The sequence below is a fragment of the Synechocystis sp. LKSZ1 genome (genome assembly GCF_040436315.1).
GTDB lineage: Bacteria > Cyanobacteriota > Cyanobacteriia > Cyanobacteriales > Microcystaceae > Synechocystis.
The window spans coordinates 862,858-884,718 of record NZ_AP031572.1 but is presented as its reverse complement, the minus strand read 5'-3'; the positions used below and the strand labels follow the sequence as shown (position 1 = coordinate 884,718).

The 21,861-nt window shown below is 49.5% G+C and carries 20 protein-coding genes and 1 tRNA gene; 12 read left to right on the top strand and 9 right to left on the bottom strand.

Translation table 11 applies throughout. The features are described 5' to 3' along the window. Positions 1 to 80: 80 nt before the first annotated feature. The gene (locus ABXS88_RS04235; RefSeq protein WP_353673942.1) at positions 81 to 983 is read left to right on the top strand and encodes an ABC transporter permease; all 903 of its coding nucleotides are present in this window, start codon (positions 81 to 83) and stop codon (positions 981 to 983) included. On the opposite strand, the gene ABXS88_RS04230 is transcribed toward ABXS88_RS04235, so the two are convergent. From ABXS88_RS04230 to ABXS88_RS04220, 3 genes are all read right to left on the bottom strand, one after another. Next, on the bottom strand, positions 975 to 1,886 hold the full coding sequence (locus ABXS88_RS04230) for a zinc ABC transporter substrate-binding protein (protein ID WP_353673941.1): 912 nt from the start codon (positions 1,884 to 1,886) through the stop codon (positions 975 to 977). The two genes, ABXS88_RS04235 and ABXS88_RS04230, sit on opposite strands and share 9 nt — an antisense overlap. A 74-nt stretch (positions 1,887 to 1,960) precedes the next feature. Then, on the bottom strand, positions 1,961 to 2,299 hold the full coding sequence (locus ABXS88_RS04225; RefSeq protein ID WP_353673940.1) for a DMT family protein: 339 nt from the start codon (positions 2,297 to 2,299) through the stop codon (positions 1,961 to 1,963). Positions 2,300 to 2,354: 55 nt separating this feature from the next. Further along, positions 2,355 to 3,386, bottom strand: a complete 1,032-nt coding sequence (locus ABXS88_RS04220; RefSeq protein WP_353673939.1) for a zinc-dependent alcohol dehydrogenase family protein — start codon at positions 3,384 to 3,386, stop codon at positions 2,355 to 2,357. A 185-nt stretch (positions 3,387 to 3,571) separates the two neighbouring features. On the opposite strand from ABXS88_RS04220, the gene ABXS88_RS04215 reads away from it, so the two are divergent. Further along, the gene (locus ABXS88_RS04215) at positions 3,572 to 4,612 is read left to right on the top strand and encodes a sensor domain-containing diguanylate cyclase (protein ID WP_353673938.1); all 1,041 of its coding nucleotides are present in this window, start codon (positions 3,572 to 3,574) and stop codon (positions 4,610 to 4,612) included. 70 nt (positions 4,613 to 4,682) lie between these two features. Here ABXS88_RS04215 and ABXS88_RS04210 read toward each other — a convergent pair whose 3' ends face one another. Next, the gene (locus tag ABXS88_RS04210; protein ID WP_353673937.1) at positions 4,683 to 5,573 is read right to left on the bottom strand and encodes a sugar ABC transporter permease; all 891 of its coding nucleotides are present in this window, start codon (positions 5,571 to 5,573) and stop codon (positions 4,683 to 4,685) included. Continuing rightward, entirely contained in the window at positions 5,570 to 6,664 is a 1,095-nt protein-coding gene (gene aroB / locus ABXS88_RS04205) for a 3-dehydroquinate synthase (protein ID WP_353673936.1), read from the bottom strand. Before aroB ends, ABXS88_RS04210 begins: the two co-directional genes overlap by 4 nt. Before the next feature lie 84 nt (positions 6,665 to 6,748). On the opposite strand from aroB, the gene ABXS88_RS04200 reads away from it, so the two are divergent. From ABXS88_RS04200 to ABXS88_RS04170, 7 genes are all read left to right on the top strand, one after another. Continuing rightward, positions 6,749 to 6,850: a cytochrome B6 gene (locus tag ABXS88_RS04200; protein WP_353673935.1), complete on the top strand. Its 102-nt coding sequence runs from the start codon at positions 6,749 to 6,751 to the stop codon at positions 6,848 to 6,850. Between the two features lie 126 nt (positions 6,851 to 6,976). Beyond that, positions 6,977 to 8,245 (top strand): dihydrolipoamide acetyltransferase family protein, encoded by a 1,269-nt coding sequence (locus ABXS88_RS04195; RefSeq protein WP_353673934.1) that lies wholly within the window; start codon positions 6,977 to 6,979, stop codon positions 8,243 to 8,245. Between the two features lie 64 nt (positions 8,246 to 8,309). Then, positions 8,310 to 8,831: a GNAT family N-acetyltransferase gene (locus tag ABXS88_RS04190; protein WP_353673933.1), complete on the top strand. Its 522-nt coding sequence runs from the start codon at positions 8,310 to 8,312 to the stop codon at positions 8,829 to 8,831. A gap of 52 nt (positions 8,832 to 8,883) precedes the next feature. After that, positions 8,884 to 8,957 (top strand) — tRNA-Pro (locus ABXS88_RS04185). A gap of 136 nt (positions 8,958 to 9,093) precedes the next feature. Beyond that, positions 9,094 to 12,003 carry a CHAT domain-containing protein gene (locus ABXS88_RS04180; protein ID WP_353673932.1) on the top strand — a complete coding sequence of 970 codons (2,910 nt, stop codon included), beginning with the start codon at positions 9,094 to 9,096 and terminating at the stop codon, positions 12,001 to 12,003. Positions 12,004 to 12,067: 64 nt separating this feature from the next. Next, positions 12,068 to 12,205: a hypothetical protein gene (locus tag ABXS88_RS04175; protein WP_353673931.1), complete on the top strand. Its 138-nt coding sequence runs from the start codon at positions 12,068 to 12,070 to the stop codon at positions 12,203 to 12,205. 62 nt (positions 12,206 to 12,267) lie between these two features. Next, entirely contained in the window at positions 12,268 to 13,077 is an 810-nt protein-coding gene (locus tag ABXS88_RS04170; RefSeq protein WP_353673930.1) for a class III extradiol ring-cleavage dioxygenase, read from the top strand. Between the two features lie 132 nt (positions 13,078 to 13,209). On the opposite strand, the gene ABXS88_RS04165 is transcribed toward ABXS88_RS04170, so the two are convergent. Next, a complete protein-coding gene (locus ABXS88_RS04165; RefSeq protein ID WP_353673929.1) occupies positions 13,210 to 14,139 on the bottom strand; it encodes a LysR substrate-binding domain-containing protein in 930 nt (309 codons plus the stop codon). A 200-nt stretch (positions 14,140 to 14,339) separates the two neighbouring features. On the opposite strand from ABXS88_RS04165, the gene ABXS88_RS04160 reads away from it, so the two are divergent. After that, entirely contained in the window at positions 14,340 to 14,702 is a 363-nt protein-coding gene (locus ABXS88_RS04160) for a sulfite exporter TauE/SafE family protein (protein ID WP_353673928.1), read from the top strand. A gap of 471 nt (positions 14,703 to 15,173) precedes the next feature. On the opposite strand, the gene ABXS88_RS04155 is transcribed toward ABXS88_RS04160, so the two are convergent. The 3 genes from ABXS88_RS04155 to ABXS88_RS04145 form a co-directional block, all read right to left on the bottom strand. Beyond that, the gene (locus ABXS88_RS04155; protein ID WP_353673927.1) at positions 15,174 to 15,476 is read right to left on the bottom strand and encodes a hypothetical protein; all 303 of its coding nucleotides are present in this window, start codon (positions 15,474 to 15,476) and stop codon (positions 15,174 to 15,176) included. 828 nt (positions 15,477 to 16,304) lie between these two features. After that, positions 16,305 to 17,027, bottom strand: a complete 723-nt coding sequence (locus ABXS88_RS04150; RefSeq protein WP_353673926.1) for a protein-L-isoaspartate(D-aspartate) O-methyltransferase — start codon at positions 17,025 to 17,027, stop codon at positions 16,305 to 16,307. Positions 17,028 to 17,185: 158 nt separating this feature from the next. Then, positions 17,186 to 17,314 carry a hypothetical protein gene (locus tag ABXS88_RS04145; protein WP_353673925.1) on the bottom strand — a complete coding sequence of 43 codons (129 nt, stop codon included), beginning with the start codon at positions 17,312 to 17,314 and terminating at the stop codon, positions 17,186 to 17,188. Positions 17,315 to 18,077: 763 nt separating this feature from the next. Here ABXS88_RS04145 and ABXS88_RS04140 point away from each other — a divergent pair. Together ABXS88_RS04140 and ABXS88_RS04135 are read left to right on the top strand one after the other, a co-directional pair. Next, positions 18,078 to 20,267 carry an adenylate/guanylate cyclase domain-containing protein gene (locus tag ABXS88_RS04140; RefSeq protein ID WP_353673924.1) on the top strand — a complete coding sequence of 730 codons (2,190 nt, stop codon included), beginning with the start codon at positions 18,078 to 18,080 and terminating at the stop codon, positions 20,265 to 20,267. Then, positions 20,264 to 21,748 (top strand): mechanosensitive ion channel family protein, encoded by a 1,485-nt coding sequence (locus tag ABXS88_RS04135; protein WP_353673923.1) that lies wholly within the window; start codon positions 20,264 to 20,266, stop codon positions 21,746 to 21,748. Before ABXS88_RS04140 ends, ABXS88_RS04135 begins: the two co-directional genes overlap by 4 nt. The last annotated feature ends 113 nt before the right edge of the window (positions 21,749 to 21,861 follow it).

The following is a 21,861-nucleotide window of genomic DNA, read 5'->3' as shown; positions in this document are numbered from 1 at the left end:
AAGAAAAAGATATGGGCTAGAATGCTTTTCTGGCAAGGATTTTATTCAAGAACCGATTTCTTTCTGGCGACGTTTTGCGATTGTTGAACCCCAATTCCCTCCCACCGGCTGATACCTCTCCCGACTGGCTGACTCCGGTTTCGGCCTGGCAACGCTTTCGGCAAGACCGCCTGGCCCTACTGGGCCTTGGTCTTCTGCTTATTCTGGTGCTGAGTGTTCTCTTCGGCCCAGTCTTCTATCGCCAAAGCCTGACTCAGATTGATTTTAGTCAGACCACAGCCCCGCCTAGTTGGCGCCATCCTTTGGGTACTAATGATTTAGGCCAAGACCAGTTGGCCCGCCTACTGGTAGGAGGACGTATTTCCCTCGCGGTGGGGGTAACGGCGATGGCCCTGTCCATTGGCCTGGGAACAGTCGTTGGGGCCTTAGCCGGTTTCTACGGTGGTTGGTTGGATCTGATTTTAATGCGCTGGACAGAACTCTTTCTGGCCCTGCCCCAACTGCCCCTGGTATTGCTGGTGGTCTATCTGTTTCGGGATGCCGTCACCCGCTGGTTATCGCCGGAGCTAGGGATTTTTGGCCTGGTGGTGGTGTTGATTGGGGGATTAAATTGGATGACAGTGGCCCGTTTGGTGCGGGCCAATATCTTGAAATTACGGGAAATGGAGTTTATGACGGCGGCAGCGGCCCTGGGGGCCCGTCCGAGGGACTTAATTTGGCGTCATCTCCTTCCCAACGTCGCCAGTCTGATTATTGTGGCCGCGACCCTAGCGGTGGGCAATGCCATTGTCACAGAATCTACCCTCAGTTTTTTGGGGTTGGGTTTCCCTCCAGATATTCCCACCTGGGGCCAGATGCTATTTACCGCCAAGGATTACCTGATGACGGCTCCCCATCTAGTTCTTACCCCCGCCTTGGCGATTATTCTGACAGTATTAAGTATTAACTACATCGGCGAAGGCCTGCGCAAGGCCCTACCGTGAAGTCGTTTTGAGGGCCTGGGCAAAGGTTGCGGACACCTGACGTAGATTTTCTGACCAGTTAGGGGCCAAATCATCAATTAAGACAACCCGGCCATTAATTTCTTTGGCAATGGTTTCTGCACTTTTGGGACTGAGTTGGGGCTGGGCAAAAATGACTTGAATGCCTTCTTTTTGGGCGGTTTTAATGACAGCGGCTAGTTCCTGGGCACTGGGTTCTTGGCCCTCGACTTCAATGGGAATTTGCTCCAGATTATAGTCCCGTGCAAAGTAGGCCCAGGCGGGATGGAAAACAATAAACTGCCGTTGTTGAATTGGCGCTAAGGTCTGACGAATATTTTGATCGAGCTGGTCAATCTCCTTCAAAAATTGATTGAGATTGGCTTTGTACTGCTCAGCCTGGGATGGATCAATCTGAGCCAGGCCCTGGTAGATATTTTGGGCTTGAATTTTGGCTAATTTAGGCGATAACCAAATATGAGGATCGGCGACAAGAGCGGCTTTTGTTCCGTGGTCATCATGGCTGTGGTCGTGGGCCTCGGTTTGCAAAGGCGTAATACCAGTGGAGGAATCTATAAACTTTAGAGCTGGATTCACCGCTTTAAATTTATTGAGCCAGGCATCTTCTAGGCCAATGCCGACTTTGACGTAGGCCTCTGCTTCACTTAAGGCCTGAAGTTGCTGGGGCTTGGGTTCGTAGGTATGGGGATCCCTCGCCCCTTCCACCATCACATTCACCTTGACGCGGTCTCCCCCGATTTTCTCAACAAAGTAACGCTGGGGCGGAATACTAACCGTTATATCCAGGCGGGAGGTCTCTGGAGCAGGACGAGAACCTTGGCACCCGGCTCCCGCCAGACAACTTACCAGAACAATAGCTAGCATCCAGCCATGACGGATTAACATAGGCTTTTACCCAAAAAGATAATGATTATCATTTTACTTTGTGAGAGCCTATCGTCCAAGGGCCGCTCGTGAGATTAGCGGCGGTCGCTGAAAATCAGGTAGGCAGCGCCGGCTAACAGCATTGCTGCCAGGAAATAGTTGCGAGTCACAGGAACTTTCATGTATAGAGTACTAAAACCGGCAAAAACTAGCATGGTGATGACTTCCTGCAAAACTTTCAGTTGAGGAAGGTTAAAATACTGAATCCCCAGCCGATTCGCCGGCACTTGAAAGCAATATTCCAGTAGAGCAATCAGCCAACTGAGGATAATCGCTATCCAGAGAGGAGCGGTCTTGAGATCCTTGAGATGGCCGTACCAGGCAAAGGTCATAAAAATATTGGAAACCGTTAGCAGGAGCGCTGTTTTGAGCATAGGAAGAAAGGCAAAGAGGCTCTGCTATTATGGCTCGATGACGTATTTTCTGACCTCAGCTTGAGCTAGAGCTGACTGATTCGCCGGGGATTTCTAGCACTATCTTGCCAGTGCTGTGGCCAGCTTCTAGGGCACGATGGGCCGCCGCCGCTTCTGCAAGGGGAAAGGTTTGGCCCACATGAATGCTTAACTGGCCCTGTTCTAGCCAGTCGGCACAATGCTCTAGAATTTGCCGTTGCTGGGCCAAGGCCACCGGTAGCCCTAACAAAGCTGGAGTAAGCATCAACGTAAAACCCAGACGGAGATTGCGGCTGCGGGCCTCCTTTAGCGTACCTAGCTCGTAATTGGGTTCTAGGATAGTGACCAAGTCACCATACACCTTGACCAGGGGAATGGTTTCAAAGAAGGTTAACCCTCCCACGGTATCCAAGGCCAGATCAACGCCCTGGCCCTGGGTCAAACTCAGTACGGTATCCCGAAGATTAACTTGACGGTAGAGAATGGGCTCATCGGCCCCCAATTGTCTGACCAGACGGGCCTTATCCGGTGTACCCACGGTTGTTAAAACTCGGGCCCCCCGGCGCTTGGCCAACTGAATCGCGACATGGCCCACGCCGCCAGCTCCAGCGTGGATTAACACCGTTTGCCCGGCTTCAAGGCGTCCCCGGTCGTAGAGGGCCTCCCAGGCTGTAATCAATACTAAGGGGGCGGCCGCCGCTTCGATAAAGGACAGGGACGGTGGTTTGGGGACAACAAGGCTGGCATCGACGACAGCATATTCCGCATAATTGCCGGTATGGCGCTCTCCCAGGCCCCCGGCACAGAAAAATACCTCATCGCCTGGTTGAAGGTGCGTGACCTCGGCCCCTACTTCGGTCACAATGCCGGCCCCATCACAACCCAAGATAGCAGGCATCTGCTCTGGATAGAACGTTCCCCGCTGACGGAGCTTGGTATCAATGGGATTCAGGCCCGCGGCCTGGAGCTTAACTTTAACGTGAGTAGCCTGAGTGAGGATCGGCGCAGGGATTTCTTGCCAATGCAAGACGTCTGGCCCTCCTGTTGTTGTCATGACAATTGCTTTCACAGAAACCTCTAAGATGTTGTGCAAGAGAACTGGTAGACACTTTCTTTTAACTCTTCATTGTTAAACTTTGATTGTAGTTTTACGAGGTTTTAAAATCTAGTAAGCTGATAATTAGTCACGACTTGTAAATTGTGACGCCAAGCCATGAGAGATAGTTAAATAGTTAAATAATGAATGGCTAAATAATGGCTAAATTCCAATCCTGTCCTGTACCAACGCCAGCTCAATTCTTAGCAATAATACGAACGCAAACGGATATTGTCAAACTAGGCCTCTATCTTGACCGAGTTATGGCCTTGGTCTCAGAGCGTTCTCTAGTCATTACGCCAGGTATGGGGGCCGTTATTGAATTAGTAGAAGGCGAAGAGATGGTGTACAGGGCCACAGCCGGTAGCCTATCACCGATGCTGGGTTTTCGTTTAGATCGCAAAACTAGTCTATCGGGGCTTTGTATTGCCTCAGGTAAGGCCCTCTGTTGTGAAGACAGTGAAACAGATGACCGAGTGGATCGAGAGGCCTGTCGTCGCGTGGGTCTCCGTTCCATGGTGGTGGTTCCCCTACTCCACGAAGGAGAAGCTGTGGGGGTTCTCAAGGTTTGTGCCTCCGAGCCCTTTGCCTTTAGCCAGACCGATGTTTACCTTTTGGGACTCATGTCTGAGTTAACTGCCGCGGCAATGTTTTATGCCACAAAGTACGGTGGAGACGAGTTATTTCGCCAGGCGACGACCGATTATCTCACGGGCTTGGCCAATCGTGCCCTCTTTCTCGATCATTTGCGCTGTGGATTGGCGGAATGTCGGCGAGAAGGTCGTGGTTTAACGGTTCTAATGATCGATATGGACGGTCTAAAGTTCATTAACGATACCTATGGTCACAGTGCTGGAGATGCCGCTATTCGAGAGATGGCCCAATGTATCGCCCTAGAAGCTCGAGAATCGGATACGGCTGCTCGATTAGGTGGTGACGAATTTGCGGTTATTCTCCCTAAAGTCCAGGATTCTAGTAGTGCCCAGCAAGTCGCCACACGAATCATCCAGCGGTGTCAAAAATCCTTTTGGTTTGAAGGAAAGGCCCTCAACATTGGCGCCAGTGTTGGAGCTGCCACTTATCCAGCTGATGGTAGTCTACCGGAAACACTAATGGAAACTGCCGACCAACGCATGTACGAGGCCAAACGAGCCAGGCAAAATAAAGTGTTGCTGAACCAAGACATGAATTGGTGCTGATGATCTTCTTTTTTGTAAAAAAGCATCTCTAAGACGGATCGTTAATTCAGAATTATCTGCCAGACTTGGCTTAGGGCAAACTATTCGTTTGGCGGGATAGATACAAATTGAGCAGAGAAAAAACAAAAATGAAAAGAAACAGCACCAGGCCAATCGCTGATGCATAATTCATTTCCAAATCCCGAAAGGCCCGCTCATAGACATAGTACACAACAGTTTTGGAATGATTGAGAGGGCCCCCCTGGGTCATGATGTAGATTTCTTCAAAGACCTTCATGGCCGAGATAGAGGAAATTACCGCCACCAACAACAAGTAAGGCCGCATCAGGGGCAGGGTAATATCCCAATGTTTTTGCCAACCGTCGGAGCCGTCAATGGCGGCTGCTTCATATAAGTCTGCCGGAATGCCCTGGAGGCCGGCCAGGTAGATAACCATGTAGTACCCCAGGCCCTTCCAGATAGTCACCAGCATCACACTCCAGAGGGCCAGGTCGGGACTTGTCAGCCAAGGAATTCCTTGGGACAGGCCAATCCAGCGCAAAATTTGGTTAAAAATGCCGTCGGAAGTGTACAGGGCCTTCCAGGCAATACCTGCCACCACCATGGAGATAATCACCGGGGTGTAGTAGGCCATGCGGAACCAAGCCATACCCCGCAGCTTTTGATTAACCAAAATAGCTAGGCCGAGGGGCGCGAGTACTAGCACGGGCACAACCCCCAACCAATAGAAAAAGGTATTACGCAGGGCCTGCCAAAAGACAGCATCCCCGGCCAATTTTTGGAAATTTTTTAGCCCAACCCAACGGGGGGCTTGGCTTAAATCCAGGTCGTACTGGGTAAAACTGAGGGAAAAGGCCTGGATGGCCGGATAAAAAACGGCTAGGCCTAAAATCAACAAGGCCGGCAAGAGGAATAGATAGGGAATTAGGCCCGGCCACCTACGGGCAAGTATGGTTTTCATGGAATGTCCGCTAGGGCCTCTGCCAGAATGGCCTGGGTGACGGCTTGGGTCATTTCTACCTGGCCAATCGCTGTGGGTAAAATAAAGCGCACTTGGCCCGATTTGACTTTTTTATCCATCTGGAGACTGTCCCAGAGCGCTTCCACGGTTAACTGGGAAGGGAGGATAGTTGGTAGGCCGGCTTTGCGAATCACGGCATCTTGGCGCTCGGCCTCTGCCGCTGACCAGAGACCTAGGTTAACCGCTAGACGGCCCGCCACTACCATGCCCAGGGCCACCGCTTCCCCGTGATTGATGGAACTATAGCCCGTTAAACTTTCAATGCCATGGCCAACGGTATGGCCATAGTTCAAAATGGCCCGCAGACCCGCTTCTTTTTCATCCTGACTCACTACCGCTACCTTGGCCTGACAGGAACGGGTAATGATCGTTTCCAGTAGTTCTGGAGATAGGCCCTCTAAACTATCCAGTCGGGGAGCCGCTTCTAGTTGCTCAAACAGTTCCCTGTCCCAAATAATGCCGTACTTAATCACCTCCGCCATCCCGGCTCGGAATTCGCGCTCTGGCAAGGTTTTCAACACGAAGGGATCAATAAACACTAGACGGGGTTGATAAAAGGCCCCAATCAAATTTTTGCCATGGGGATGGTTGACCCCCGTTTTGCCCCCAATGGAAGCATCCACCATGGCCAGGAGACTGGTGGGAACCTGCACAAAATTAATACCCCGGAGCCAGGTGGCCGCCGCAAAGCCCGTCATATCTCCAATCACGCCGCCCCCCAGGGCCAGCAGGGTGGAGGAACGCTCTAGTCGGTGTTTAAAGGCGGTATCGTAGAGGTCGGTGATGGAATCCAGGGTTTTGTGATTTTCGCCGGCCGGGATCAAATGACTCGTGACGCTAAAGCCGGCCTGGGTTAAGCTGTTTATCACCAAACGCCCATAGTGAGCAAAGATTTCGGGATTGGAAACCACTAATATTTTTTGGCCCAGGCCCAGAGACAGGAGTTGTTGGCCTAACTCCGTTAAAGCTCCCGGTGCATTGACCACGGTATAGGGGTTATCGGGCAAAGGAACAGACAGAACGGAGGGCATAACTCAAGCATTCACAGGGGGGCGTTGAGAAGTAGAATAACAAAAAATTGCAAATCGTTTTGATTTAACAAGAGGTTTACTGCCATGTCCGCCGCTGGTGTTGCTCTATTTATCGGTTATATCGTTGGCTTTACGGGATTGACCCTAGGCCTACTCTATGGTCTACGTGCCGTCAAACTGATCTAGTCTGGGGAAGAATGCGCCTGGCCCCCTCATCCTGGCTACGGTCAGTGGTTTGAGGGGATGGCCCTCCTAAAATTCTGATAAAATTCAATCTGGCCTGTTTCTTTGCACTGTCGAGACAATTCCACCATGATTCACGATATTTTCATGCCGGCGCTGAGTTCCACCATGACCGAGGGCAAGATCGTTTCCTGGGTGAAATCCCCAGGGGACAAGGTCGAGAAGGGGGAAACGGTGGTTGTCGTGGAATCGGACAAGGCCGACATGGATGTGGAATCGTTCTACGAAGGCTATCTGGCCACTATTTTGGTGGAAGCGGGCCAGGAGGCACCAGTGGGGGCTGCCATTGCCCTCATTGCCGAAACAGAAGCAGAAATTGCCGAAGCCCAAAGTCGTGGTGGGGCCCCGACACCCAGTAGTGCTCCCGTCGCAACGCCCGTGGCCCCAGCCGCCCCTGAGCCTGTCCTAGCGAGTACGCCAGCTCCGAGCAGTAATGGACATAGCTCTAATCGCATTATTGCCTCTCCTCGGGCCAAGAAACTGGCGAAGGCGTTAAAAGTTGATATCCAAACCCTCCAGGGCACAGGCCCCTACGGTCGTATTGTGGCGGAAGATGTTGAGCGGGCCGTCGGAAAAGTGACAACTCCCGTGGTCGCACCTCCCGTCATTGCTCCCGTCTCGGCCCCAAGCCCTGCCCCGGCTGCCCCGGTTCCCGTTGTGGTTGGCGGTGAAACCGTCCCCCTGACAACCTTCCAGAAAGCCGTTGTCCAAAATATGGTGGCGGCTATGCAAGCGCCGGTATTCCGGGTCGGCTATACGATCGCCACCGATGGTCTAGACCATCTCTACAAACAAATTAAATCCAAAGGCGTCACCATGACGGCCCTGCTGGCGAAGGCCGTTGCGGCTACTTTGAAGAAGCATCCGATTCTGAATTCCAGCTATACCGAGCAGGGCATTGTTTACCACAAGGCCATTAACATTGCTCTAGCCGTGGCCATGCCCGATGGGGGCTTAATTACCCCGGTTCTTCAAAATGCCGACCAGTGGGATATCTACTCCCTCTCCCGTCGCTGGAAAGAGTTGGTGGAACGGGCCCGGGCCAAGCAATTACAGCCAGAGGAGTACAGCACTGGAACCTTTACGATCTCTAACCTGGGGATGTTTGGCGTCGATCGGTTTGATGCTATCTTGCCTCCGGGCCAGGGCGGAATTTTAGCCGTAGGGGCCTCTCGACCCCAGGTGGTGGCCAATGACCAGGGCCTGATCGGTGTCCAACGACAAATGAGTGTCAATCTCACCGCTGATCACCGCACAATTTATGGTTCCCATGCGGCGTCTTTTCTCCAGGATCTGGCCGCTTTGATTGAGAAGGATGCTCAATCCCTAACGCTCTAATTGCTTCTATACTAGGGATCGTTAGCCAATTTTCCCTCTTTACTGCTCAGTAAAACCCATCGGCATGGTTTTTTGGAAACGTTTGTTTACCGCAGATCCCGTTGCTCCCCCCCAGGACCCGCAATTTGGCGGGGAAGCCGTGGAACTTTTCAGCAATGGCAGTGGCGAGGCCCGTCTCTTTTTTAGTACAGAGCGCGATCTTGACCTCTACGAGCTGGAAGAACTCTGCGATGCGGTGGGTTGGGCTCGGCGGCCAATCCGGAAGGTCAAAAAGGCCATTGAGTGCAGTTTCTTAGTGGTTACCCTGTGGGAAGTACGGGGTAAACGACGTCGTCTTGTAGGCTTTGCTCGGGCCACCTCTGACCATGCCTTCAATGCAACGGTGTGGGATGTGGTTGTCCATCCCAATCAGCAAAGTAAAGGCCTGGGGAAAGCCTTGATGGAATATACGATCCGTAAACTCCGCTCCGCCGATATTAGTAACATCACCCTCTTTGCTGACCCCCATGTGGTCGATTTCTATCGACGCCTAGGCTTTGTCCTTGATCCGGAGGGGATTAAGGGGATGTTTTGGTACCCCGACTAGCCTTGGGGTGACAATCCGCCAACCTTTCGCCTAGAATGGGAAGGCATGACTACGGGATGTAGCGCAGCTTGGTAGCGCGCTTGCTTTGGGAGCAAGATGCCGCAGGTTCAAATCCTGTCATCCCGATTCAATTCAAAGTGTTCAGCAAGACGGCTCCATAGGTCTGGTCTTAATAGTTTCAGTCGCTATCTGAATTAGAACGCTGAATGCTGGCCTCGCGCTAAAGTGGAGATAGCGCCCAAACTAGGGGAGGCCTGGCGAGTTGAAAGGCTACACTCTTTGGCCATGGTTAGTACTACTCAGTTGCTTGGGATGGACGGGAACGGCCCTCGCGGGGCCCCAACGCGCCTCTTCTCTTGAAGACCTTTTGCACCAGGGAGACCAGGCCTTTGACCAGGGAAACTATGAGCAGGCCCAGCAATACTATCAACAGGCCTATCAGCAACTCAGGGCTCAGAATACTCCCTCGGCCCTACGAGTAGAAGTCTTAAATAATCTAGCGGCTGTGGCCTTGGCCCAAGGAAATCCAGCCCAATTCCAAACCTATTTCCAGACTGCACATCAAGAACAGAGTTTGTTGCCGCCGAGGCCAGCCCTGGTTGCCGACCCCCATAACCTCCTCCAGAACGGTGGTTTTGAGCAGGGGTTGATTCTCCCCTGGGGCACTGGCCACTACGAACGCCAGGAAGGCCCCTTTGCCTTTGGAACCTGGTGGAATAGTCTGAATGCCCGCGCCTTTATGAAACGCGACCGGGCTCAATTCCATAGTGGGCAAAGTTCTCTACGTGTAACTAACTACTCCCCGAGTGCGCCCCATGTCTTTACTACCCTTTCCCAACGGATTTCCGGCCTGGAACCCAATGGTTTATACGAAATTTCCTACTATGCCAAAGCTGACAACCTGAGTGGAGGAGCCGTCGGTTTTGCCATTGATGCTGCCTGGACGAAGCGTTTACCGCCCCTACCGCCGGGAAGTTATGATTGGCAACCGTTTAAAACCACCATCAATATTGGGCATAACGATTACATAGACTTCCGCATTCTGTCCGTGAATACTGGCACGGCCTGGTTGGATGACATTGTGGTGCGGAAACTGCCGAATCCCCAGGCCGCCGATCCCTATCAACGTCTCAGTAGTCTGCTGGATAGTGCTCAATACCAACAGGCCCTCGATTTGGCCCTCAGCCTCGAACAACAAGCGCAAAGTAACCCCAACCAATTACCAGGGGCCCGTTATTTCTTAGGACGTATCTATCAGGCCCTGGGCCAGTATGACCTTGCCCAGGAAAACCTACAGTGGGCACTGGCCCACGGTTATAGCCGGGCCATAATTGAATTGGCAGAAGTGGATTATCTCCAGGGGGATTATACCCTGGCTCAGGGCCGTTTGTGGGAGGCTTATCAGCGTTTCTACGAAGACCAAGGAACCCGCAGTCTGATCCTGTTACACCTCAGTCAGTGCTATTTGGCAGAGAATAAACTGGTGGAGGCCCTCGACGCCCAGCAAAAAGCCTATCAAATCCTGACCCACATCAATGACCGAGATGGCCAAGCTGAAGCACTGTTTCAATTGGGGATGATTCTGCTCCGCCAGGGTCAAGCTGAGGAAGCCATTAAGCGCTTTGAACAGGCCTTACAACTCTGGCAACAATTGGGCAATCGTCGAGGAGAAGCTCTGGCCCGTAACCAACTGGGGTATTCCCTCCGACAAACAGGGCAACTGGAGCTTGCAGAAAGCCAGCTCCGCTCCTCCATCGAAATTTTAGAGTCCTTGCGGGTGAATCTGGCTGACCGCCACAAGATTTCTATTTTTGAGACCCAACAATCCGTCTATGAAAATTTGCAAGAAGTTCTGATTGAGCAGGGCAGTGCCGCTAAAATTGCTCAGGCCCTTGAAATTGCCGAACGGGGGAGGGCCAGGGCCTTTGTCGAATTACTCGCCAGTGGTGGAGAAACGAACTACGCTCAGTCGCATCGAGTCCCCCCCCTTTCCCTGACCAAAATTCAGCAAGTGGCCCAAAGCCGAAAAGCAACGCTGGTGGAATACTCCCTTCTGCGCCAAGAAAAGCTATTAATCTGGGTGGTTAAACCCACGGGAGAAGTATTATTTCACGCCGTTCCTTTACCCCAAGGGCCAACCTCAGTTTCCCTCGGTAAAGTCATTGCCCAGGCCCGTTGTTTTGGTAGTTTTGCCTGTGAGCGGGGCATCGTCGAAAAATCCCTGGCTTCCCGAGGCGTTACGGTAGCCTTTAATCCTGCTCTTAATCCTGGTCGGCCATCAACCAACTCCAACACTCGTTTCAATGCCCATCTGCAACAACTCTATCAATTACTGATCCAGCCTATCCGCTCGGCCCTGCCAGCTAATACCAAGGTCATCATCATTCCCCAAGGCAGTTTGTTTCTAGTTCCCTTTGGGGCCCTGCAGAATTCCCAAGGACAATATCTGATTGAACAGTACCCTCTATTGACAGCCCCTTCTATTCAGGCCCTAAGTCTTAGCCGGCCATCTCCGCCGCAAGGCCCTAACCCGAAGCAGGAGCCGCTGGTAGTGGGTAATCCTACCATGCCTCAGGTGTCTCTCTGGCCCGGCCAGTCGCCTCTATCCCTATCCAGCTTGCCTGGTGCAGAACAGGAGGCCAGGGCCATTGCCGCTTTATTGAAGACGACACCCCTAATCGGCAACCAAGCAAGTAAAGATTTAGTTCTCTCCCGGATGAAGCAAGCATCAATCATTCACTTGGCCACCCACGGCAAGACCGATGACCAACAAGGGTTACAGAGTTGGATTGCCCTGGCCCCGACGGGAACCGGCCAAGCCAATGATGGCCTCTTGACGGCAGCAGAAATTTTTAACCTGCAACTCAAGGCCCAACTCGTCGTTCTCAGTGCCTGTGAAACCGGCCAGGGCCGTATTACGGGGGATGGCGTCATTGGCCTTTCTCGTTCCTTTCTCTCCGCAGGCGCCGCTAGTGTGGTAGTAACGCTCTGGGCTGTCCCTGATGTCCCAACGACACCGCTGATGACGGAATTTTATCGAAATCTCAGCCAAAAAATGGATAAAGCAGAGGCCCTGCGACAGGCCATATTGACCGTGCGAAAAACTTACCCTCAGCCGGTGGATTGGGCCGCTTTTACCTTAATCGAAACGGCAATCTCAAGTACACCATGAAAAAATCCAGACCCAGACTCGTTGACAGAGCCTTACAATCACTCTCCCCCGAAGACCAAGCTGAATGGCAACGTCTTTGCCGTCCTATACCCAACTCATTAATTTCCTCAAGGAGCGCAATGCAGAGGGAGCCGAACGTCTCTACTCTGAACACCTCTCTAATTGGTGGGCCAACAACTTCAGCATCCCGATATTCCTATGACTCTTGCGTAAGTCCTGATTGATTCTTTTGCTTACCCTGCCTAATCTCTAGTTAGCATTCGCATGAAATTTATGATGAAATATATACCTAAAGCTCTATTTATCTCGCACGGCGGTGGGCCTCTACCGTTGCTAGGAGATCCAAATCATCAGGAAATGGTTTCATGTCTGCAAAGCCTCGCTGCAATTATCCCCCAACCCGACGCGCTTATAGTAGTCAGTGCTCATTGGGAAGAACTAACTCCTACTATCACTAGTGGACAGAATCCCTCCTTGATCTACGACTACTATGGGTTTCCCGCCGAATCCTACGAAATTCAATATCCCTGCCTTGGTGAGCCGTCTTTAGCGGGTGAAATCCAGAGGATGCTAAGCAATTCAGGGATTGATGCAAAACTAGATCCAACCAGAGGGTTTGATCACGGTGTTTTTGTACCACTCAAGATTATGTATCCAGAGGCAAATATTCCATGCGTTCAAATGTCTCTCGTAAATACGCTAGATCCATTTCATCACATCAGAATTGGGCGTGCTCTTGAGGGACTGAGCCAACAAAATATCTTAGTAATTGGCTCAGGGTTTTCATTTCATAATTTAAAGGCATTTTTTTCACCCGATACCGCTGAGTCTCGTCAACTCAATCACTCTTTTGAGCAGTGGTTAATGGACGTTTGTTCAAACCATGAGTATACGGAGGAGAAAAGAAGCCAGATGCTAGTTGATTGGAGTGCAGCTCAGGGTACAAGATATTGCCATCCTAGAGAAGAGCATCTTTTACCGCTGCATGTCTGTTATGGGGTGGCTCAATGTCCCACTTCAGAACAGTTGAATCTCACAATCCTGAATAAAAAGTCGAGCATGTATGTCTGGTGAACAGAATGCTAACAACCGCGATGCACCGGAACTTTGGAGTATGCTGATTGATAGCTGGAGTAGTCTGTGTCCGGTGTCGCGACTGTTAGACCGCTAAAGATGTTTTTTGTTAATAGTCTTAAGACACTTTGTTCACTGTTCGAGTAACCCGCTTGATTCGACTAACATTAGTCTAAACACCTGACTTGCCTTAGTTTGAAAACGACAAAGAGATCTGAGCAACTTAAACGAACGACAAATAGAAAGCGACTCGGTGGCTGAATTGTGAATAGCGATCGCTGCCAAACTTTGAACTTGCAACTCTTTTTTGACCATCAGTTCGGAGAGAACGGTAGCGCCAACACCACTTTCAACGACTGCTTTGACCATTTCACCACTGTTCATTTCCAGAATAATGTTGAGTTCATCAGGATTAATACCCCATGCTTTTAGGGTGCGTTCAAAGATTGCACGAGTGCCTGAACCCTGTTCCCGCATGACCCAGGAGGTTGTTAACAGTGCCGAGACGGGAACTGAATCAACTACAAACCAGGGATGGGGTTGTCCAACTAACAGCCGTAGGTGATCCCCTCCAACAACCTCCTGCTGTAAACAGTTCTTAGATTTCTCATCTACTTCCCCTTCAATAAAGCTCATGTCAAACAAGCCATGCGCTGTTCCAGCGATAATCTCTGCTGTGTTCGCGAGTGTGCAAGAAATATCAATCCTTGGATAGCGTTGCTTAAATAAACTAATTTTTTGAGGCAACCAGTAATTACCGATTGTAAGGCTGCTGCCTAACTTCAGTTCACCACGTTGCAGATTATTGAGTTCTTGCAATCCCCGTTCTGTTAAATCAACTTGTTCTAAAATCTTTTGAGCCTCATGATATAGCAGTCGTCCAGCTTCAGTGATTTCGATGCGGCGACCTACACGACTAAAAAGCTTAATTCCATAAGACTCTTCTAGATTTTGAACCGCTGCACTGACGGAGGATTGAGTCATATATAGAATTTCTGCAGCGCGAGTAAAATGCAGTTGCTCTGCCACTACCAAGAAAATTCGTAGTTGATCCAGTGTCATCCTTGCCATAGGCGAATTGTTGAAGCCAATTAATCGATTTTACCGATTGATAGTAGCGAAAAGAATGTTTGTGGCTATCAATCATGCTCCTTATGATGAAGTATCAGAGAGGGTAAAATTTTCTGTCGCAATAAAGGTTGGGCGATGAAAGCACCTGTTAGCGGATTTGCCTTCATTAATTCTCGTAGGGGTATTTACACATGATTCCTGGATTGTTATATCTACTTTTGGGTGTAGGTGCTGGCTTTCTCAGTGGCTTAATTGGCATTGGTGGTGGTGTATTTATTGTTCCTGCACTAGTTTTTGGGTTCGGGTTTGCCCAACACGAGGCACAGGGCACAACTTTAGCTCTACTCGTTCCTCCTGTGGGGTTGCTGGCTGCCTGGACTTACTACAAGCAAGGCTACGTCAACTTACAGGTTGCAGCACTAATTTGTATAGGGTTCTTAATCGGTGGACTGTTGGGGGCAAAACTGGCGACCGGAATTTCTAACTTCTGGCTAGAGAAAGTGTTTGGCGGGTTATTGATGGCGATCTCGCTCAAAATGATATTATCCAAATAAGTTAAAGCATCTCACTCATTTAGGTTGGGTGAGGCTTTGTGCTTACATGGAGAACACAAGACTGATTGAAAGCTAAGTTCGCCCTGTTCATAGGCAATCGCTCAACAACGCAGTCTAACAAGGCAGTGGAGCGGACAGTAGGGGGTCTTCTCGCTACGTTCTGGTCTACTCGCTGTCGCTCAATTTTACCGTTAGGCCATCACATGGAACCATTTAAGCAAGGGTGGATGGAAGCTGATGTGGAGGCGGTCTTGGCTGAGGGTAAGCCAGAAGACCTTCTCTATGTGCCAATAGTCATTGGCATGAATGCGCCAGACTGTGACCGCGAGTGGGCAGAAGAAATCTGCTACCGCCTAGCCAGTCATCCAGACTTCAATGTTCGAGGAAACGCTGTACTTGGTTTAGGTCACATTGCTCGAACTTGCCGAGCATTGAACCTCCCAGTAGCACTCCCAGTCATTTCTCGGGCGCTCACCGATGCCCATGACTATGTTCGTGGGCAAGCCGAATGCGCTGCGGAGGATCTGCAAACGTACTTGAACGTATCCTTGCAGAAAGATAATTCGTCGTGAAAATTCCAGCTCCAGGGCCAAGACTTAAGCAAGGGCATTCCTCTTCGCGCCCCAGCCTAGATTCAAGCATTTTGAACTCAACAATGAAGCGCAACATCAAAGCCCAAAATCCATCGCCTAACTGGGCAGTCAAGCGGACGCCAACAAGGGCCATGGCTTCGCCATTGTAAAAGCACTGCACCGCCACGCCAAGTTTGGCCATTCTACCTACGGGGTCAAGGGTGCCTCCGGCATCAACTCACCTTTCGTTGCCACCATTGTTCTTGGCCCTGCGGGGCTATGGTGGGGGCCTTGATTATCAGACTGCTCGCCCTTGTCTCCCTTAGGTTTGGTTCTGTTTTGTTTCTTGCCTTCTCCGTCGTCCTGTTCCTCGCCTTGTGCCGGGGGTCATTCTGCCTGGTGGATAACGAAGCCCAATGCCTCGGTCTCCTTGATGAACCCCTGGCCCTTGAACCGAGTAAGTCCAGCCACGCCAAATGCTTTAAAGCGGCTACATAAATTCCTATCCTCACCTCGACGGATTACTGTTGAGATCTTTTTTTATGCTATTTTTTTACCATTATTGAGAATTTCAGTATTTTATCCCTTGCCTCATACTATGAATCCCAGAACTCAAATTATCATCCTCTGGATAGTCTTTTTGTTAATGCTCCTATTTCACACAGACCTAGGATTAATGCCACTCTTTCATAATCTTAGTGTGGCTGAATTTAAAGCTAAGGATATAAATGAGATTACTCCTATTCTGTGGCTAATGCTAGCTTTTTTCTCTTTCCCTATACTGGCATTAATTACTATCCTTTTTACCCAAGCTAAATTCTTTAGATGGTTTCACTTTAGTCTCACTATTCTCTATAGCTTGCTTAACTTTTCCCATCTTTTAGCAGATCTCAATGTCCATCCTATTCTCTGGTATCAAATTACGCTCATGGTCATGCTACTCATCGTTGGATTCTTACTAAACGTCGTTTCTTTCCAATGGTTACAAGAGCGTTGAAACCCCAGAAAATTGCCTTTTTTCTAGTTTATTCTAAGATATTTTCCGGGTTAAGGGTACAAACCTGACTGGAATTGTTCTTTGCTGCTTAATTCCCTCTACTTTCTTCGTTACAATCACTATTTCTTGATATTCCTCACCCACAGGTATAATCATTTTCCCTCCTACAGCTAATTGCTCTATTAGAGCCGGGGGGATATGGTCTGGTGCCGCTGTTACTATAATGGCATCGTAGGGCCCTTTTTCTGACCATCCTTGATAACCATCTCCCACTTTTATATGAATATTCTGATAACCTAACTTTCTCAGGATTTTTTGGGCTTCTTCTGCTAGCGGATGGATGATCTCTATGCTATACACTTCCTTCGCTATTTCTCCCAGAATTGCAGCCTGATAGCCACAGCCCGTCCCCACTTCTAGCACCTTATCTTCTGCTTTAATTTCAGCTTTTTCCGTCATATACGCAACGATGTAGGGCTGGGATATCGTCTGCTGATAGCCGATGGAGAGTGCTGAATCGATATAGGCCAGGTAACGCTCTCTTGGTGGCACAAACTGATGACGGGGCACTTTCTCTAACGCCTTTAGTACTAGTGGCTCTTTTATTCCTCGCGCTACTATTTGCTCTTCTACCATTTCCTGTCGTTTTTCTTGCCACGCCTGCTCTGTGAATTCCTTTTCTTCTCCTATCCCTGGATATGATTCTTCACCACGATGACGCAGTAAACTGAATGGCAATAAGGCTAGTGCTGACATATCCTCTATCTCCTTGTCTCAAGCGCAGTTTTTTCTCTTTAAGACCCCGAATAACTCCTCTGTTCTTCCTATTTCTAGTTTATTCCTCTACCAGATTTTTCACCTAATTTATCCCTCTTTATATTAATTATCACCATAATAAATAGTCACCCATGCTATTATACGGTTATAATTTCTGCTTCTCGGTTCGTTGTTCCGGGTCTGCCGTTTGTTGCAGCTCGTCGGGTTCCTGAGGGCTGGGCCGCTTCGGTTCCTGTTGCTCCGGCCTGGGATTTGGCGGGTTCCACTTCGCTCAGTGGTAGTCGTTGCGTCCCGCCTACGGCCGATCGCCTTCAAGTGTCGCCTGGCTTTGCCCGGCTTTGAAATGACAAAGTCTAACCCCCATCTCACCGCTTATTAGGGGGCTACCTGTTTAAACACCGCCACGCCAAGTTTGGCTATTCTATCAGAGAAGGTATAGTTCTCTTTAAGGACAATTCTCTCTAACTCAGTCTAGCTATGGATTTTTGTTGTTTAAATAGCTCAAACCACTAAGTCAATAGTAACTATTAGGTATTTACTCCCATTCATCTTTCCATACAAATATCCTAGCCTCTTCTAGACTCAACAAAAATCCAGGACTCATAGAAGAGCGTTAGCGGACTGGATCGGCTATTGGCTTGACTGCGTCACCCTCCAACCCAAGCTGGATTTTGATAGAGAGACTTCAGATTCACTGGCAGGCTCCGCATCAGAGCCATTTCGCTTGGCTAGAAACGGGCTGAAACTAAATCACTAAAAGGGTTTCAATACTCCCTATTGACTCCGTCGGTCTCAGGGACTACGTTAGATAACTTCAATGCAATATCTTCACGGTGCCCTGTCGAGGGCTACATCAGCGATCGCGCTCGTCAATTGTTCTAGGTGAAAAAATTACTGAGTAGATACTTTGCGAGAAGCGAGCTAGGGACTGAAACCAAGCTAATGTCGATTTTGAACCCAATTAACTGACCAAATTTTAATCTGCCTGAATAGATACAGTATCATGGGCCACCAAGATTTAAAATCTCCATGGGTATTTTCAGGTGGCTGTTAAAGGTTAGCAGCGATGTTTTTATGCGATCGCTCAACAATCTCAGCATTAAATCAAAGCTCATTATGATGCTTCTGGCAGTCAGTAGTTGCTCTATTTTGGTGACGGCATATCTGGGTTATCGCAGTGGGAAAACAAACTTGACTAGTCGCGTTTTTAACCAGCTAACCAGCGTCCGAGCTTCTAAGGCCTATCAAATCGAAGCCTACTTCAAAAATATTCAAAATCACACCCAAACCTTAAGCGAAGATCCGTCAATTGTTGCTGCTATGCAAGAGTTTGATGTCGCTTATCGGCAGCTTCAATCTGCTAATGTACCTGACTTATTTGACAATAAGATTGCCACTTACTATCGCAACGAATTTTTGCCCCGCTTAGCCAAGGTAGAGGAGGGCTCACCGATTCTCCAATCCTATACGCCAAAAGCAACAGCGTCGCGTTATCTGCAATATTACTACATTGCTGCAAATCCCAATCCTGTTGGCAAAAAACATCTCTTGAACGCTGCCAACGATGGCAGCCAATACAGTCGCCTCCACGCCCGCTATCACCCAATTTTCCGCAAAATCATTGAGAAGTTTGGCTACTACGATATGTTTTTGATTGATCCCCAGGGCACAGTTGTTTACACCGTCTTTAAAGAGACCGACTTTGTCAGCAACTTTGAGATTGGTTCTTATAAAGACAGTAACTTAGCAAAACTGAGTGCGATCGTACGGGAATCGAAGGAAAGGGATTTCTCAAAAATCGTTGATTTTGCCGCCTATGCTCCGTCCTATGGCGCACCCGCTGCCTTCATTGCCGCCCCCATCTTCAATCAATCTGAACTGATTGGCATTCTGGCGTTTCAGTTGCCAGTGGATGAGATTAACAATGTCATGACGGGCAACCGCAATTGGGAAAGGGATGGTCTGGGAAAAACGGGAGAAAGTTATCTGGTTGGACGTGATTTTTTAATGCGATCGGTGTCTCGTTTTCTAGTGCAAGATCCAAAAGGTTACACTCAGGCGTTGCGCTCGCTGGGTGTTAAAGAACCAGACATCAACCGCATCCAGCAGTACAACACCTCAATTCTACAACAAACCGTGCGCACAGAAGCAGCGGAAGAGTCCCTAGCGGGAAAACAAGGAACGCAAATTATTGACGATTATCGGGGCATTCCCGTTCTTAGCTCCTACGCACCCTTGCGGATTGATGGATTGGATTGGGTGATTCTGTCGGAAATGGATCTCTCGGAAGCCTATGACCCGATTTACTCTTTCCAGCACCAGATCCTGGTCTATGCTACTTTGCTGATGTTGCTAGTCACGCTGATTGCAATGGCAATGGCGTACCTGTTTGTCAAACCAATTAATAGACTGATTGAGAGTGCTCGCAAAGTTGCTGCCGGAGAACTCACCGCGATCGCCCCGCTGGAAACCGAGGATGAATTTGGAGAACTGGCAAAATCGTTTAATGCCATGGTTCGCAGTTTGCGGACTCAGACGAACTTGGTCGAGCAGAAAAATCAGGAAAACGAACAATTATTATTGAGCGTGTTTCCAGCCGCGATTGCCAAACGACTCAAACGCGGCGAAAAAGATATTGCCGAAGATGTATCCAATGTGGCGGTTCTGTTTTCAGAACTAACTGGATTTTCTAAGTTATCCGCTTCACTAACGGCTTATGAAATCGTTGCAATTTTAAATGATCTGGTGACCGCCTTTGATGAAGCAGCAGAACGCTATGGGATGGAAAAAATTAAAACAATTGGGGATAGCTATCTGGCAGTTTGTGGGCTTTCGGTGCCCTATCTGGATCATGACAAACGAGCGATCGACTTTGCCCTGGAAATGCTTGCCATCATTCGCCGTTTCAACCACGAACGAGATTTTCAACTAAATATTCGGATTGGTATTAATTCGGGTGATGTGGTTGCCGGAATTGTGGGTAGAAACAAATTCATTTATGACGTTTGGGGCGATACTATTAACCTTGCTAATGCCCTGAGAGCCGTCTGTCCGCCTGGTTCCATCCTAGTGGCACAGGGGGTTCACCATCGTCTGCATGATCTCTACGAGTTTGAGGCAATGGGAGAACTGGTGGCAAACGGCAAGACCAAGCTGAATGCGTGGCGGCTGAAAACTACCCAGTTGTCGGTGCAGTCGGAGGGGTTAGGAATTGCATGAATAGCATCACACTCCAAAACAACTTACTGGGCTGGGCAATCGCCTTGGTGATCGGTTTTCCGCTGCTGGTGATTGTGCTGGGAGAGGTGATTCATCGCTTACAGCGGCGCGGCAAACCCCTCGCAACTACGCTGCGGCTTGTGCGGAACCTGATTCTGCCCGTTCTAGTTTTTCTGCTGTTCATACAGCATGTCCTCAAACTGGACACCGATGGCAGATGGATGAAGAGTATTGAAACCTTACTTTGGGTCTGTATAATTCATGCGGCACTCTCCCTTCTCAACGTCATTTTGTTTGAGCAAGCAGAAGCGGATACTTGGCGTTCCAGAGTGCCAAAACTCTTGATCGACTTGGCTCGACTGTTTCTAATTCTGCTGGGAACGGCGATCGTGCTAGCAACAGTTTGGAATGCGGATCTTGCGGGTCTGGCAACGGCTTTGGGCGTAAGTTCGATCGTAATTGGTTTGGCACTTCAGGATACGCTGGGTAGCGTTACATCCGGTATTGCCCTGCTGTTTGAGCGTCCCTTCTCGGTGGGGGATTGGTTACGCATTGGCGATACCGTAGGTCAGGTCACAGATATCAACTGGCGGGCAGTTCGCCTGCAAACCCTGGAACGGGAAATGGTGGTCATTCCCCACAAAGTGATTGGTGGCGAAACGATCCGCAATTTCAGCCAACCACAACGCCTCCATGCCGAACGCATCCAGATTGGGTTTTCCTACAATGATCCGCCCAATCTGGCAAAACAAGTGTTGAAAAGCACAGCACTGGCGACCCAGGGAATCTTAACCAATCCAGAGCCGCAAATTTTTACCCTGTCCTATGATGATTTTGCCGTGACCTATGAGGTGAAATTTTTTATCCAGGACTATGGGGATGTGGAGGAAATTCGTGATCGCTTCATGACTCGCGTTTGGTACGCGGCCCAACGGAATAATCTGTCAATTCCCTTTCCGATTCGAACCCTTTACCATTTTCATGGTCCCTCGTCCCAAGCGAAAGGACTTTCCAAGAAAGTTGCCGAGAGCTTGCAATCGATTCCAGCTTTTGTTCCCTTAGACAAAGAACAGGAAAATGGGCAGAGCTTGTCTCAGGGAATTGTGCTTCAGCATTTTGGTGTTGGTGAAACAGTCGTGTGCCAGGGAGATCCGGGAAATGCCCTGTATATCATCGTTTCGGGACAGGCAATTCTCTCAGTGGCAGATGATCTCAACCGGGAACACGAAGTGCTTCCCCTGAAGGTGGGCGAGTTCTTTGGCGAAATGGCGCTCTTTTCTGGTGAACCCAGTCCTGTGTCGGTGGTGGCCGCTAACGATCTGGAAGTGATGATGATTTCTTCCAACGTTGTGAACCAGATGATTGAACGTCAACCGAGCTTTGCCCGTGAGATTGGTCAAATTCTTGAGATCCGGCGCAGAGCGATTCAAACAGTGAAGCAAATTCCGATTCAGCCGAACCTACAAGTAGATGTGGACTGAATCATTGTTCGGTTTTTGATTGGATTTCGCTGTCATTCAAGAGCGAAATCCGTAGCGGTAGAATGTCTTGCGGATATACCTTGGCCTATGATTTTCCCCTTTTGTGAGCTTAT